This is a genomic window from Paraburkholderia caffeinilytica, from assembly GCF_051027425.1.
In the GTDB taxonomy this organism is placed as follows: Bacteria; Pseudomonadota; Gammaproteobacteria; order Burkholderiales; family Burkholderiaceae; genus Paraburkholderia; species Paraburkholderia caffeinilytica_A.
The window spans coordinates 4,181,219-4,194,421 of record NZ_CP186552.1 but is presented as its reverse complement, the minus strand read 5'-3'; the positions used below and the strand labels follow the sequence as shown (position 1 = coordinate 4,194,421).

The window sequence follows — 13,203 nt, the reverse complement described above, 5'->3', positions numbered from 1 at the left end:
TGGCAACGGAACAGTCGGCTGGTCAATCCTTTGCATCGCGCCTGGCGCCGCGCTTCTTCTGGTGTTGAGTGGTTTGTAGTGGCAGTAACAGTAGTTTTGATGGTGAAGACAGTAGTACCAATGGGTTGCAGTACTGGCAGTAAGTGTGTGTGGTTGTAGTTGGTGGTTGATGTAGCAGTTGAAGTTGGTAGTTGAAGTAGTAGTTCGTAGTTGCAGTAGCTGTCTGGTAGTTGTTTGTTTCTGGTTGGTTGTAGTTGTGTTGTTGGAAGGAGCAGTACCGCTTGTTCTTGTACACACGCATCACGTGTCGAAACAGGCAAAAAAAGGCGACTGTCCGTAAGGGCAGCCGCCTTTTCCATTTCAGGCCAATACCAGCCGGTCAAGCCGCAGAGATCATGCCGCGTGCTGCGTCTTTCCCGTTTCGGTCGAGCGCCAGCGCGTCAACAAGTCGTTCCACTTGATCCGCACGCCCTTCAGATTATTTTCCTTCACGTGTCCGTAGCCGCGGATGCCGTCCGGCAGATTCGCCAGTTCGACCGCCAGTTCACGCTTCTGCGCAGTCAGGCCGCCGATCAACTCCTGCACCAGTGCCTCGTATTCGACGATCAGCGCGCGCTCCGTGCGACGCTCCTCCGTCTTGCCGAATACGTCGAACGCCGTGCCGCGCAGGAACTTGAGTTTTGCGAGCACGTGCATGGCGCTGAATACCCAAGGTCCATACTTCTTCTTCACCAGATGACCTTGTGCGTCTTTCTTCGAGAACGTCGGCGGCGCGAGGTGAATGTGCAGCTTCCAGTCACCTTCGAAATTCGCCTTCAGTTTTTCGATGAACGCGGGGTCGCTGTAGAGACGAGCGACTTCGTATTCGTCCTTGTAAGCCATCAGCTTGTGCAGATTCTTCGCGACTGCTTCAGTCAACGGCAATTGGCCGTCGATCGAATCGAGCGCCGATTCCGCCACACGCACCTGCGACACCAACGCGCGATAACGGTCGGCGTACGCGGCGTTTTGCCATGCTGAAAGATAGTCGGCGCGCTTGTCGATCAGCGTGTCGAGCGCCTTCGGTGTGTGCAGCGAGATGATCTTGCTGCTCGCCGTTTCCGCCGCGGCACCGCGTCCTTGCGACTGTGCGAGCTTGCGCACCGCTGCCAGATCGTGCGCGGCGCGGCGGCCCCATTCGAATGCCGCGCGGTTCTTCTCGATCTGCACGTTGTTCAGCTCGATCGCGCGCATCAGCGATTGATACGTCAGCGGCACCCAGCCGCGTTGCCATGCGTAGCCGAGCACGAACGGATTCGTGTAGATCGCGTCGCCAAGCAGCGCGACGGCAAAGTGATTCGCATCGACCATATCGACACCGTCGTCGCCCGCACCGGCACGCACGTCCGCTTCGGTGCTGCTGCCCGGGAAGCGCCAGTTCGGGTTCTTGATGAGCTCAGCCGTCGGCGTATGCGCGCTATTGAGCACGACACGGGTGCGGCCCACCTGCATCCGCGAAACGCATTCGTCGCTGGCGGTGACGATCGCGTCGCAGCCGATCACGAGACTGGCTTCGCCCATTGCGATGCGGGTCGCGTGAATGTCGCCCGGGTTCTGGGCGATCTGCACGTGGCTCATCACGGCGCCGCCTTTTTGCGCGAGACCGGTGACGTCGAGTACGGTAACGCCCTTGTTTTCCAGATGCGCGGCCATCCCGAGCAATGCACCGATCGTCACGACACCGGTGCCGCCGACGCCCGTCACCAGCACACCATAAGGGCGCGCGATCGACGGTAGTTCGGGTTCCGGCACCGGTGGCATCGCGTCAGCGACGATGCCCGAAGCCGCCTTCGGCTTGCGCAACTGACCCCCTTCGACGGATACGAAGCTCGGGCAGAACCCGTTCACGCACGAAAAGTCCTTGTTGCAGGTGGACTGATTGATCTGGCGCTTGGTGCCGTACTCGGTATCGAGTGGCTCGACAGACAGGCAATTCGACTTCACCGAGCAATCGCCGCAGCCTTCGCACACCGCTTCGTTGATCACGACACGGCGTGCCGGATCCGGATACGTGCCGCGTTTCCTGCGGCGGCGTTTTTCGGTCGCGCAGGTCTGGTCGTAGATCAGGATCGTGGTGCCGGAAATTTCGCGAAGCTGACGCTGAACTTCATCGAGCTTGTCGCGATGGTGAATGTCGATGCCGGGCGCGAGGCCGACGTTCGCGGAATACTTCTCCGGCTCATCGGTGACGATCACGATCTTCGTCGCGCCTTCGGCGGCGAGTTGATGCGTGATTTGCGGCACGGTCAGCACGCCGTCGACCGGTTGGCCTCCGGTCATGGCAACCGCGTCGTTATAGAGAATCTTGTAGGTGATGTTCGTCTTCGACGCGATTGCCGCGCGAATTGCGAGCAAGCCCGAGTGGAAGTAAGTGCCGTCGCCGAGATTGGCGAATACGTGCTTGTCGTTGGTGAACGGCGCCTGGCCGATCCACGCGACGCCTTCGCCGCCCATCTGGCTGAAGGTGCTGGTGCTGCGGTCCATCCACACGGTCATGTAGTGGCAGCCGATGCCGGCCATCGCACGCGAACCTTCCGGCACGTTCGTCGACGTGTTGTGCGGGCAACCTGAGCAGAACCACGGTTTGCGCTCGGCTTCGACGCGCGGACGCGCCAGGGCTTTTTCCTTCGCTTCGATGACCGCGATGCGCGTCGCAATGCGCGCGCGCACGTCGGACGGCAGATCGAACTTGTCGAGCCGCGTGGCGATCGCCTTGGCGATAATCGCCGGCGAGAGTTCGTAGTGGGCAGGCAGCAGCCAGTTGCCCATCGGCACGGACCATTCGCCGCCCGCGCCGTCCTTTTCGTCGAACTTGCCGAACACGCGCGGACGTTGCGCATCGGGCCAGTTGTACAGCTCTTCCTTGATCGCGTATTCGAGAATCTGGCGCTTTTCTTCCACCACCAGAATTTCCTCAAGACCGCGTGCGAAAGCTTGTGCGCCTTGCGCTTCGAGCGGCCATACGCAGCCGACCTTGTACAGACGGATGCCGATGCGCGAACAGGTTTCGTCGTCGAGACCGAGGTCTGTCAGCGCCTGACGCACGTCGAGATATGCCTTGCCGCCGGTCATGATGCCGAAGCGCGCATGCGGCGAATCGATTTCGACGCGATCCAGTTTGTTCGCGCGCACGTAGGCGAGCGCCGCGTACCACTTGTAGTCGAGCAGACGCGCTTCCTGTACCAGCGGCGGATCCGGCCAGCGAATATTCAAACCGCCTTCGGGCATCGCGAAGTCGTCCGGCAGAATGATTTTCGTGCGGTGCGGATCGATATCGACTGAAGCCGACGATTCGACCACGTCGGTCACGCACTTCATCGCGACCCACAGTCCGGAATAGCGGCTCATCGCCCAGCCGTGCAGGCCGAAGTCCAGATATTCCTGCACGTTCGACGGAAACAGCACCGGCAGGCCACAGGCCTTGAAGATGTGTTCCGACTGGTGCGCAAGGGTCGAGGATTTGGCGGCGTGGTCGTCGCCGGCGAGCACGAGTACGCCGCCGTGTTGCGCCGAGCCGGCCGAATTGCCGTGCTTGAAGACGTCACCGGAACGGTCGACGCCCGGGCCCTTGCCGTACCACATCGAGAACACGCCATCGTATTTGGCGCTCGGGTACAGATTGACCTGCTGTGAACCCCACACGGAGGTCGCCGCGAGGTCTTCGTTGACGCCGGGCTGGAACACGACCTGGTGCGATGCGAGATGCTGCTTCGCCTTCCACAAGGATTGGTCGAGTCCGCCGAGTGGCGATCCGCGATAACCGGAGATGAAGCCGGCGGTATTGAGCCCGGCGGCCCGGTCGCGTTCCTGCTGCAGCATCGGCAGGCGTACCAGCGCCTGGATGCCGCTCATGTACGCGCGGCCGCGTTCGAGGGTGTATTTGTCGTCGAGCGTGACGGAAGATAGCGCGGCTTCGAGCGAAGCTCGCTGACCTGCGTCTAGCGGGGCATTCATTATGTGTACTCCTCCACCCAGTTTGGGATCACCAAAACTTTTTTGGGCCATGGCATCTTGTGAATGCTTGGGGCCGGGGTCGCCATATTGACGTGTTTTAAGTGATGGTAGCACTGGTGAAAACCCGCCGCAGCGCGCCCGGAAATGCTGCTCTGCAGCGTGATTGACTTGATCTGCTCAAGGCTATTTTCAGCGCTGCGATGGCACTGTAACAAGCTGTAAAAACTACAAATATGCGGAACCGCAGTTGAAATGTCTGTCTAACACCCCACCTGCGAGCAATGTCTGCGCAACGTTCTGCATTCTGTGGAGCTTCAGGACAGCAGGGCAGTTAGAAAAGGAGTACGCATGAACACTAGAAATATCCAGACTTTCCTGATGGTTTCGGCCGCATTCTTCGCAATGAGCGCGCCGGTGCGCTCGAGTTCAAGTTCGAGCAGCGCAGGGACGCTGTCGAACGCGATCACCAGGACGGCACAAATCGCGCCCGCACGCATTGCGGTGGAGCGCGTTGCCCGATCCACGAAGGCCGACGAGGAAAACCAGAATTCGTGATGCGTCGCTGATGCGGCGTGTCGGTTGAAAATCAGCCGTTGTCCGGTCCTCGGACTGCGGCATAAACGACGAAGGGCGAAGATCGCAAGATCTTCGCCCTTTTTTATGTCTCCCAGATTCCGCGTGGACCGTTGGCCGTTAGTCGTCAGGCCTTGTCCTGAACCACGCCACGGCGGATCTGATCCAGCTCGATCGATTCGAACAGCGCCTTGAAGTTGCCCTCGCCGAAGCCCTGATTGCCCTTGCGCTGGATGATCTCGAAGAAGATCGGCCCGATCTGGTTTTCGGTGAAGATCTGCAGCAGCAAGTCGTCGGGTGCGCCGTCGATCAGGATCTTGCGCTTACGCAATTCGTCGAGCGGCTCGCCATGATTCGGCACACGGCGATCGACCAGTTCATAGTACGTGTCGATCGTATCGAGCAGCGAGATGTTCGCCGCGCGCAAACCGTCCACCGTGCGGTAGATGTCGTTGCTGCCGAGCGCGATGTGCTGGATGCCTTCGCCGTGGTACGCGTCCAGATATTCCTGGATCTGGCCGGCTACATCCGAACCTTCCTCATTGATCGGAATGCGGATCTTGCCGCACGGCGAGGTCATCGCCTTCGATTTCACGCCGGTCACTTTGCCTTCGATGTCGAAATAACGCACTTCGCGGAAGTTGAACAGGCGCTCATAGAACTCCGCCCATTCCTGCATGCGGCCGCGGTGGACGTTGTGCGTCAGGTGATCGATGTAGGTCAGGCCGTGGCCGACCGGGTTCGGATTCGCGCCGGGAATCGGTTCGAAGTCGACATCGTAAATATCGATGTTGCCAATGCTGCCCGGTTCAGCGCCGTTCTTGCCGCGCCAGCGGTCGACGAAATAAATCAGCGAGTCACCGATGCCCTTGATTGCCGGGATGTTCAGTTCCATCGGGCCGGTCTTGTTGTCGAAACCCCAGGCGCCTTTTTCCAGGGCCTGCTGATAAGCCTTCGCCGCGTCTTGCACGCGGAACGCGATCGCACAGATCGATGGGCCATGCAGGCGCGTGAAACGTTGCGCGAAGGAATGCTGTTCCCCGTTGACGATGAAGTTGATTTCGCCCTGGCGATACAGCGTCACGTCTTTGTGACGATGCCGGGCGACGGCGGTGAAGCCCATCTGTTCGAACAGCTTGCCGAGCGCTTTCGGGTCCGGTGCGGTGTATTCGATGAATTCGAAACCGTCGGTGCCGACCGGGTTTTCCCAAGTTGAAACCTGCATTACCTGTCTCCTTCCTATTAGCGCCGGCGCGGGGTGTGCGAGTTAGCGCAACTGAATGACGCAAGTGTAAAGGCCGACTGGCGACGAAAACTTGCGAACTTAATCACGTACCGATACGCTGGCGCTATCTTTTAGCTCAAATTTTCACTCGAACGACAGAAAATGGCCAAAATAGAGATAGACGCCATCGACAGACGCATTCTGGCGATCCTTCAGGAGAATGGCAGGTTGTCGAATCAGGAGATCGCCGAGCGCATCAACCTGTCGCCAAGTCCTTGTCTACGGCGCATCCGTCGGCTGGAAGAAAGCGGGGTGATTCGCGGCTATGTCGCGCTGCTCGATGCGCAAAAGCTTGGGCTCGATCTGCTGGCCTACGTCAACGTGCGGCTGGAAAAGCGCAGCGGTCCGGCGCTGAGTCCGCGCGGCGACGCCACGCATGCCGATCTGTTCCGAGCCGCGGTGCAGACGTGGCCGGAAGTAGTCGCCTGTCACGCGATGACGGGTGACATGGATTACCTGCTGCGCGTGCAGGTCGAGGATATGGCGCACTTTTCACGTTTCGTGCAGGACCAGTTGCTGCACCATCCATCGGTAATCGACGTGAAGACGAGCTTTTCGCTCGAGAAGTTCAAGGAGACGACGGCTTTGCCGATTTTGTAGGTGTCGGACCGCGGTCAGGCATCAGACAAACAAAAAGGGCAGCCACAAGGCCGCCCTTTTTTCACCGAAGCGTAGACCGGTTAGGCCGCCGCAGCTGTCGGCAAGAACGATTCGAACAATTTCGACGTCTGGCGCGCCTGGCGCTTGAGTGCGTAGTCGAACACCGCGGCTTGCTCCTGCAGCATTTCAGTAATGATGCTCGATTGATCCGCCGGCGACAGCGTCAGATAGGCGTCTGCTTCGCCGTACGCGTATTCGATCTTCATGCCGGCCTTTTTCGCGATGTGCATCATGGTCGAATTGCGCGACAGGCAGTGCATGTAAAGCGTGGTCACATGCGTATTGCGGCTGCGGATGGCGGCACGCTCGAAGAGCTTTGAGCCGATGCCTTGCCCACGAACGCTTTCCAGCACGGATACGCCGAACTCGGCGGTGCGCTTGTCACCTTCGGCGGGCAGATACGCCAGGTGGCCGACGCCGGTGAGTTCCAGCTGACTATTGAATACGCCGAAGACCGTGTCGCGCGTGAAATCGATCGCGCGGACATAGTTTTCAATGACGTGATCCGGCACGATCTGGCCGAAGCGCAGAAGGCGGTCGTCTTCGTCGAGTGAGAGGAAGTGGGTCAACAGCCGTTCGCGATCAATGGCAGTGAGTTCACGGACCAGAGCAGGCGCATGACCGGCTGGCTGCAACAGACGATCGTGCGCGACGATCGGCTCAGCGGCGCGGGGTGTAAGCATGTTCATAGTCAGGTTCTCCTTTTGATCGAGCGGCGTGGTGCACCGCAAAAATCATTTTAACGGAAACCCCAGTTCATCACTAGGGAAAACCCGTATAAAAACTTGAGGAGAATACCTAAAAGAATAATGCCCTATTTTTAATTAATTGATTTTTAATGAAAAAATAAATTGAACGAGCGTTCGTGGCAAGTTGTCGCGTCTAGGCAACTCACAGCAATTTTGCCCTCTAAGCGATGCTGCTTTGCGCAATCAAGCCTCGGCGGAACTCAACCCGTGGTCCACCATATTGACCACCTGCTCGGCAAATTCCCGGTAACCCATCCGCCCGTCCGGCTTGAGCCAGGTGAACGTCCAGTTGATCATGCCGAACACCATCATCGTGAGGGCGGTCTGGTTTTCGCGCGTGGCGCGTTCCGGATAGGCGCGTGCTAGCTGCCGAGCGAAAGCCGCGACTACGTCGCGCTGACGGTTCAGAATGATCTCGCGCTGGGTGTCGACCAGGTACTTCACATCGTTCAGAAGCGCGACGTGCCGGCTGTGCGACGTCTCGTACTCGGACAGAAACGCCCGGATCAGTTCCGCGAAGGTTTCCCGCTCCGTCAGCCCACGGCGTTGGCTCGCGCCTTCCACCTCGGCGATGATCAGCATCAGCCGCTTCGTGTAGCGGTCCAGCAGATCGAACAGGATCGCTTCCTTGCTCGCGTAGTAGTGATACAGGCGCGCCTTCGAGGTGCCGCTCGCGGCGGCGAGGTCGGCCATCGAGGTGCTCGGGTAGCTGGTCTGAGCGAATTTCGTCGCGGCCAGTTCGAGAATCTGATCGCGCTGGGTTTCGTGGTCGGGGGCTCGGGTACGGGCCATGATTGTCTGTTTTTTTAGTGTGGACAGGGGGCAAGCGCCGCGCACAGCTCCAGTGTGCGCCATGCGTTCGCGTCGCCGCGCAGCTTGATGCGCCGGGTCGCGGCCAGTTCGCGGAAGCGCCACAGCACAATGCTGTCGCTTACCAGATACCAGAGTTCTGCGGTCATCAGTTCGGCGGCAACCCGCGCGGCGGGCTGCCAGTCGCCGGTGACCTGCTCGAGAATCAACGCGTCCAGATCGCTGAAGCTGCCGCTCGTGAAAGTGTTGTCGCGCCAGCGCCGCGTCTCGCCGTTCGCGTGTTTGGCTTCCTGCCATTCGAGCGCGAGACGGCTGATGCGCAGAACCGAAATCGGCGCCGCGTCTGGCAGACGCCCTTGCAGTACAGCCGGTGCGAACATGCCGACGGACGTCGCGTGATCTTTGCGGCTGTGCGCCCATGCGCCGGGATCGGTGAGGTCGTTCACCGACAGACGCACTTCGTTGAGCCGCTGCGGACTATTGCGCAGGTGGTAGCAGACGCGGCGCAGCATCAATTGATCGGCTGCGCTTTCACCGTGCCAGACCACCAGATTCGCGTCGCCGCGTGCGAGGTTCTCCAGTGCCGCTGCCTGTTCACGGAATTCCCGAAGGAAATCGCGCCGGGTGTCCGCACTCACGCGATCCCAGAAGTTCGCTCGCACGTCGGGTCCGTCATCGATGCCGCGCAGCGGACCGACCGCCAGGTCGTCACGCAGCGCGTGCACGCGATCGTCGCGGCCCGCCTCGGCTAGCGCGGCGCGCAGTGACTCGGCGGCGACGTCGCCGTTGGTGAGGTGGATGGTGCTCATCGGCAGTGGCTTGGGCTGGCAAAAAAATGCAAATGACAAAAGGGGCCGCTCATTGATCGGAACAGATATCCGATCGACGAGCGGCCCCTAGTGTAAGCGGATCGCGGACCTGCTGAAAGCGTTGCGGGCGTCGCATGCCCGCCCGTCGCGCCAGGATTAGCGTTCGTCGTAACTCACCACCACGCGATCGCTGATCGGATGGCATTGGCAGGTCAGCACGAAACCGTCGCGGATTTCGTGTTGTTCCAGGGTGTAGTTCTTTTCCATCTTCACCTCGCCTTCGAGCACCTTCGCGCGGCAGGTGCAGCAGACGCCGCCCTTGCACGCATAAGGCAGCGCGAGGCCGGCACGCAGGCCGACGTCGAGCACGCTCACGCCCTGATACGGCAGGCGCAGCTTGCGCCGTTTCCCGTCAAGGACGATTTCGAGGTCGGCGGCCGGGGTGTCGTCGGTGATTTCGACCGGCGGCACGCCCGCTTGCGGCAGCGGCGAACCGAAGCGCTCCACGTGCACCTTTGCCGACGGCACGCCTGCGGCTTTCAATGCGGCCTCGGCGGCATCCATCATCGGGGCGGGGCCGCAGATGAACGCTTCGTCGATTGCATCGGCCGGCAGCAGGTTTTCGATGAAGGCCGCGCACTTCTGCTGGTCGAGCACGCCGTTGAACAGCTCGACGTCCTGCAGGTCGTCTGACAGCACGTGATAGAGCACGAAGCGGTTCATGAAGCGGTTCTTCAGGTCTTCGAGCTCTTCCGCGAACATGATCTGATCGACGCTGCGGTTGCCGTACACCAGCGTGAAGGTGCTACGCGGCTCGACTTCCAGCGTGGTCTTGATGATCGCGAGCACCGGCGTGATGCCCGAGCCGCCGGAGAACGCGATGTACTGCTGGCCCTGATCCGCGTTGAGATGCGTGAAGAAGCGGCCGTCCGGCGTCATCACGTCGATGGTGTGGCCGGGCTGCAGCGTGTCGAACGCGAAGTTCGAGAAACGCCCGCCGCGCACGCGCTTGATGCCGATGCGCAGTTCGCCGTCCCGATCGTAGTCGGTGACGCCGACGCAGATCGAATACGAACGGCGCGTTTCCTGACCGTCGATGTGGGTTTTCAGCGTGACGAACTGGCCCTGCGTGAAGCGATACTGATCGCGCAGTTCGACAGGGACTTCGAAGGCGACCGAGACCGCGTCGGCGGTTTCGGGCCGCACTTCGCGGATACGCAGCGGATGAAATTGCGGGGTAGCCATATCAGTATGGTTTGAAGTAGTCGAAGGGTTCGCGGCAGTCGAGGCAGCGGTACAAGGCCTTGCAGGCCGTCGAACCGAATTGTGCGAGACGCTCGGTGTGCGCCGAGCCGCAACGGGGGCATGACGGCGCCGGCAGCGCGCGCGGCACGAAGCGCATCACTTTTTCCTGCGCCGGTACGGCGGAACCGCAATTGCCCGTGGGCGGCGCGATGCCGTAGGCGCGAAGTTTTTCGCGGGCGTCGACGGTCATCCAGTCGGTGGTCCAGGCCGGAGCGAGGACCGTGGCGATCCGATACGGTTTTAGTTCAGCCACGTCGAGCGCATGAGCGACGTCCTCGGCAATCTGCGACATCGCCGGGCAACCGGAATAGGTCGGCGTGATGACGACTTCGAGCGTGCCGTCGGCGGCGCGGCGGACGTCGCGCAGAATGCCGAGTTCGCGAATCGACACCACCGGGATTTCCGGATCGGGCACCGTTTCGAGCACGGCCCAGGCGCGTTCGAGCGTGGCGTCGGCGGTGGGCATGGCAGTCGAGGTCGTCATCGTGAAGTTCCGTCGGGTTCCGGTTCAGTGCTCGGGTGCGTGCTTACCAGGTAGCGCCGGGATGCTGGCGCGCGAGGCTTTGCATTTCGGCCAGCACAAAGCCCATATGCTCTGAATGCTCGCCATGTTTGCCGGTCGTGATGTGCTTGACCGGTTCAGGGAGCTTGAGCGTGGCCTGGTCGAGCGTGGCCTGGACGTCTTCGAGCCATGCTGTTTCGAGATCCGACGTCAGCGGGCCGATGCCGGCCGCGGCGACGGCTTCCTCCACGGTGTCCGCGCTGAAGAACTCGCGCGTGTACGGCAGCAGATAGTCGAGTGCGGCTTGTGCGCGTCGATGCGATTCGTCCGTGCCGTCGCCGAAACGGACCAGCCATTCGCTCGCGTGGTGCACGTGATAGCTGCTTTCCTTGATCGACTTCGAAGCGATCGCGGCAAGTTGCTCATCTTTCGACGTAGTGAGCGCCGTCCACAGATGCGCCATCAGCGTCGAGTACAGGAAATTGCGCACGATCGTGACCGCGTAGTCCTTCTCGGCTTGCGCCGTGCCGGCGAGCGGGCCGTAATGCGGCAGCTCGGCCAGGGTGTAGTTGGCGAACTCGCGTTCCGCGCGGAAGTACGCGTAGTCGTCTTCCGTGCGGCTTTTGCCGGTGAGTTGCTGTTCCAGCGAGGCGGCGTGCGTGTACAGCAGGCGCGCCTGGCCGATCAGATCCAGGCTCATGTTCGAGAGCGCGATGTCCTCTTCTAGGATCGGGCCGTGGCCGCACCACTCGGCATTGCGCTGACCGAGGATCAACGCGGTGTCCGCGAGGCGCAGCACGTACTGCAGATGTTGGGGCGTGATGGTCATGGCCGCGCTTACATGTGGTTGACTTCGTCGGGGAGCGTGTAGAACGTCGGGTGGCGGTAAATCTTGTCGCCAGCCGGTTCGAACAGCTCCGCCTTGTCTTCCGGCGCGGACGCCGTGATCGCCGAGGACGGCACCACCCAGATGCTCACGCCTTCCTGGCGGCGCGTGTAGACGTCGCGCGCCATGCGCAGCGCCATCGGCGCGTCGGCGGCATGCAGGCTGCCGCAGTGTTTATGGTCGAGTCCCTGCTTGCTGCGCACGAAGACTTCCCAAATCGGCCATTCCTTGTTCATCGCTGATCTCCTGTGTCGACCGGAGTTAGCGCTTTAGCGCTTAGTCCGGTCCCATGCAAAGCGGTCGACCGGAGTTAGCGCTTTAGCGCTTACTCCGATCCCATGCAAAGCGGTCGATCAGAGTTCGCGCTTTAGCGCTCACTCCGATCCCATGAAAGGTGGTTACTGTTTCTTCCTGGCTTGTCGCCGCGGTTAGGCAGCTTGCTGTTGTGCGCGCTGGCGCTGCTTTTCGGCGTGGGCGAGGGCGGCTTCGCGCACCCAGGCGCCGTCGTCGTGCGCTTTCACGCGGGTCGCGAGACGTTCGCGGTTGCATGGGCCGTCACCATTCACGACGCGCCAGAATTCTTCCCAGTCGATGTCGCCGTAGTCGTGATGGCCGCGGGCTTCGTTCCACTTCAGGTCCGGGTCCGGCAGCGTGACGCCGAGCACCTTGGCCTGGTCGACGGTAGCGTCGACGAATTTCTGGCGCAGATCGTCGTTCGAGATACGCTTGATGCCCCATTTCGACGACTGGTTGCTGTGGATCGAGTCTTTGTCGCTCGGGCCGAACATCATCAGCACCGGCCACCACCAGCGGTTCACCGCTTGCTGGACCAACTCGCGTTGCGCGTCGGTGCCGCTCATCATCGACATCAGCGCATCGAAGCCTTGACGCTGATGGAACGACTCTTCCTTGCAGATACGGATCATTGCGCGTGCATACGGGCCGTAAGTGCAGCGGCACAGGGGGATCTGATTCATGATCGCCGCGCCGTCCACCAGCCAGCCGATCACACCGACGTCCGCCCACGTGGGTGTCGGGTAATTGAAGATGCTCGAATATTTAGCCTTGCCCGAGTGCAATGCGGCGATCAACTGATCGCGCGACACGCCGAGCGTTTCCGCCGCGCTATATAGATAGAGGCCGTGGCCGGCTTCGTCCTGCACTTTGGCCAGCAGGATCGCCTTGCGCTTCAGGCTGGGTGCGCGGGAGATCCAGTTGCCTTCCGGCAGCATGCCGACGATTTCTGAATGCGCATGCTGTGAAATCTGCCGCACCAGCGTCTTGCGGTAGGCGTCGGGCATCCAGTCCTGTGCTTCGATCTTGCCGTCGGCGGTCATGACCGCGTCGAATTGCGCCTGCTCGGGCGAACTCGCTGCCGCATCGAGCGGTGCGACGTTGCCGGGGATATCCAAGGATTGCGTGTACATGGGGACACTCTCAGCGGAAGTTGTCTGTGTCTGCGCAGTATAAACCAACCGACCGGTCGGTTAATAAATTTTTTGAGACGAACGACTCTTACCGATAGGGGGCCGCTGGTTCATTGCCGGGGCGTTTCACTAGCACCGCTGCCCCGCGCCGACACTTAACCTATAAAATTGCGAATTGGCCACGATTTGCGGCCTTCCTGCATC

12 protein-coding genes are annotated in these 13,203 nt (G+C 60.8%); 2 read left to right on the top strand and 10 right to left on the bottom strand.

Going from position 1 to position 13,203, the window contains the following annotated elements:
• Positions 1-393: 393 nt before the first annotated feature.
• The gene (locus ACOSV0_RS18735) at positions 394-3,993 is read right to left on the bottom strand and encodes an indolepyruvate ferredoxin oxidoreductase family protein (RefSeq protein ID WP_434107565.1); all 3,600 of its coding nucleotides are present in this window, start codon (positions 3,991-3,993) and stop codon (positions 394-396) included.
• A gap of 348 nt (positions 3,994-4,341) precedes the next feature.
• Between ACOSV0_RS18735 and ACOSV0_RS18730 the strand changes: the two genes are divergently transcribed.
• Positions 4,342-4,548, top strand: a complete 207-nt coding sequence (locus tag ACOSV0_RS18730) for a hypothetical protein (RefSeq protein WP_434107564.1) — start codon at positions 4,342-4,344, stop codon at positions 4,546-4,548.
• Between the two features lie 145 nt (positions 4,549-4,693).
• Here the strand turns inward: ACOSV0_RS18730 and hppD are convergent, their stop codons facing one another.
• Positions 4,694-5,791, bottom strand: coding sequence for a 4-hydroxyphenylpyruvate dioxygenase (gene hppD, locus ACOSV0_RS18725; RefSeq protein WP_434107563.1), 1,098 nt, complete (start codon positions 5,789-5,791; stop codon positions 4,694-4,696).
• Between the two features lie 162 nt (positions 5,792-5,953).
• Here hppD and ACOSV0_RS18720 point away from each other — a divergent pair, with 162 nt between their 5' ends.
• A complete protein-coding gene (locus tag ACOSV0_RS18720; protein WP_434107562.1) occupies positions 5,954-6,451 on the top strand; it encodes an Lrp/AsnC family transcriptional regulator in 498 nt (165 codons plus the stop codon).
• A gap of 80 nt (positions 6,452-6,531) precedes the next feature.
• Here the strand turns inward: ACOSV0_RS18720 and ACOSV0_RS18715 are convergent, their stop codons facing one another.
• The 8 genes from ACOSV0_RS18715 to paaA form a co-directional block, all read right to left on the bottom strand.
• Complete coding sequence (locus ACOSV0_RS18715; protein WP_434107561.1) at positions 6,532-7,200, bottom strand: GNAT family N-acetyltransferase; 669 nt, start codon at positions 7,198-7,200, stop codon at positions 6,532-6,534.
• A gap of 243 nt (positions 7,201-7,443) precedes the next feature.
• On the bottom strand, positions 7,444-8,052 hold the full coding sequence (locus ACOSV0_RS18710) for a TetR/AcrR family transcriptional regulator (RefSeq protein ID WP_434107560.1): 609 nt from the start codon (positions 8,050-8,052) through the stop codon (positions 7,444-7,446).
• 14 nt (positions 8,053-8,066) lie between these two features.
• On the bottom strand, positions 8,067-8,879 hold the full coding sequence (locus ACOSV0_RS18705) for a DUF1835 domain-containing protein (RefSeq protein WP_434107559.1): 813 nt from the start codon (positions 8,877-8,879) through the stop codon (positions 8,067-8,069).
• 156 nt (positions 8,880-9,035) lie between these two features.
• The gene (paaE, locus tag ACOSV0_RS18700; RefSeq protein ID WP_434107558.1) at positions 9,036-10,124 is read right to left on the bottom strand and encodes a 1,2-phenylacetyl-CoA epoxidase subunit PaaE; all 1,089 of its coding nucleotides are present in this window, start codon (positions 10,122-10,124) and stop codon (positions 9,036-9,038) included.
• Between the two features lies 1 nt (position 10,125).
• The gene (gene paaD, locus ACOSV0_RS18695; RefSeq protein WP_434107557.1) at positions 10,126-10,668 is read right to left on the bottom strand and encodes a 1,2-phenylacetyl-CoA epoxidase subunit PaaD; all 543 of its coding nucleotides are present in this window, start codon (positions 10,666-10,668) and stop codon (positions 10,126-10,128) included.
• 43 nt (positions 10,669-10,711) lie between these two features.
• Positions 10,712-11,515: a 1,2-phenylacetyl-CoA epoxidase subunit PaaC gene (gene paaC, locus ACOSV0_RS18690; protein WP_434107556.1), complete on the bottom strand. Its 804-nt coding sequence runs from the start codon at positions 11,513-11,515 to the stop codon at positions 10,712-10,714.
• A gap of 8 nt (positions 11,516-11,523) precedes the next feature.
• Positions 11,524-11,808 (bottom strand): 1,2-phenylacetyl-CoA epoxidase subunit PaaB, encoded by a 285-nt coding sequence (gene paaB / locus ACOSV0_RS18685; RefSeq protein ID WP_007179854.1) that lies wholly within the window; start codon positions 11,806-11,808, stop codon positions 11,524-11,526.
• A gap of 192 nt (positions 11,809-12,000) precedes the next feature.
• Positions 12,001-12,999, bottom strand: coding sequence for a 1,2-phenylacetyl-CoA epoxidase subunit PaaA (gene paaA, locus ACOSV0_RS18680; RefSeq protein WP_434107555.1), 999 nt, complete (start codon positions 12,997-12,999; stop codon positions 12,001-12,003).
• Between the last annotated feature and the right edge of the window lie 204 nt (positions 13,000-13,203).